A 1,411-nucleotide genomic window follows, 5' to 3' on the forward strand; every position below is an offset into this window, starting at 1 on the left:
ACGACCCGAGAAACAAATCGGGTTATTTTTAAAATATTGTATTTTAGCATTTGCTTAAATAAACAAGTTGACTATTTTTGTGTTTATGGAAAACAATTCTTGCATAAGACAACAAGCGGACATTAAACAAATCAACCGTTGTAAAGACCGAGTTGCAGAACTCAACGGCTCGTTTGACTACTTATCGAACGGACTTGAATTGGCGGGTAACAACGTCAGACTGAAAATCCTGTTCCTGCTTTATGAAGAGAAACAACTTTGCGTTTGCGACCTGAGTGATGTTCTTGGAATGACCATTTCGGCAGTTTCTCAACACCTGCGAAAACTCAAAGACCGAAAACTCATTGAAACAGAAAGGCAAGCACAGACCATTTTCTATTCGCTGACAAACGAATACAAAAACTTGCTTGAACCGTTTTTCATAATACTTGACGAAAACAAAATTTTGGAGACAATATGAAAAAGGACAATAAACTAATCGGAGCAGGAATTTTAACGGCATTCGCTGCTTCTCTATGCTGTATTACACCAGTTTTGGCACTAATTGCAGGAACAAGCGGACTTGCTGCCTCTTTTTCGTGGCTTGAACCTTTCCGACCGTATTTAATTGGTTTGACAATTTTGGTTCTTGGTTTTGCTTGGTATCAAAAACTAAAACCGAAAAAGGAAATAGACTGTGATTGTGAAACTGATGAAAAGCCAAAATTCATTCAGAGTAAAAAGTTTTTAGGAATTGTTACAGCATTCGCAATTGTAATGCTTGCCTTTCCTTACTATGCACATATTTTCTACCCTAAGACAGAAAAACAAGTAATAGTAGTTGACAAATCAAATTTACAGACCGTTGAGTTTACTATCAGCGGAATGACTTGTGCAGGATGCGAAGAACACGTAAACCACGAATTGAACAAACTTTCAGGAATAATCAAATCAACTGCTTCATACGAGAATGGAAACGCAATCGTTGAATTTGACAACTCAAAAACTAACATAGCCGAAATCGAAACAGCAATTAACGGAACAGGATATTCAGTAAGAGACAAAAAGGAAAAATAAAATGGAAATAAAATTGCAATCAACAATCACTTGCCCCAACTGCGGACACAAAAAAGAAGAAACAATGCCGACAGATGCTTGCCAATACTTTTACGAGTGCGAAAACTGCAAAACTGTATTGAAACCACAACAAGGAGACTGCTGTGTTTATTGCAGTTATGGGAGCGAGAAATGTCCACCAATTCAACAAGACGAGAAATGTTGCTGACCGAAGAAAAAAAGCCCGAACCGCTAACAATGTATATACAAAATAGGCGAAATAGCAGTAAATTCAACGGTTGTAGCTCGCTTCAACTTCATCTCGGTTTGATAAGTTTGAAGCCCGCAATCGCCTACTTTGCATATACTAAACGTT

3 protein-coding genes are annotated in these 1,411 nt (G+C 37.7%); all 3 read left to right on the forward strand.

What is annotated here, in order from left to right:
- Nucleotides 1–85 precede the first annotated feature (85 nt).
- The 3 genes from DXU93_RS14920 to DXU93_RS15250 are packed head-to-tail and all read left to right on the forward strand — an operon-like array spanning nt 86 to nt 1,264.
- Nucleotides 86–460, forward strand: a complete 375-nt coding sequence (locus DXU93_RS14920; protein WP_008992945.1) for an ArsR/SmtB family transcription factor — start codon at nt 86–88, stop codon at nt 458–460.
- Nucleotides 457–1,056, forward strand: a complete 600-nt coding sequence (gene merTP, locus DXU93_RS14925) for a mercuric transport protein MerTP (RefSeq protein ID WP_116882100.1) — start codon at nt 457–459, stop codon at nt 1,054–1,056. Before DXU93_RS14920 ends, merTP begins: the two co-directional genes overlap by 4 nt.
- Before the next feature lies 1 nt (nt 1,057).
- Entirely contained in the window at nt 1,058–1,264 is a 207-nt protein-coding gene (locus DXU93_RS15250; RefSeq protein WP_008992943.1) for a GDCCVxC domain-containing (seleno)protein, read from the forward strand.
- The last annotated feature ends 147 nt before the right edge of the window (nt 1,265–1,411 follow it).

This window comes from Brumimicrobium aurantiacum (genome assembly GCF_003402975.1).
Classification (GTDB): Bacteria; Bacteroidota; Bacteroidia; order Flavobacteriales_D; family Crocinitomicaceae; genus Brumimicrobium; species Brumimicrobium aurantiacum.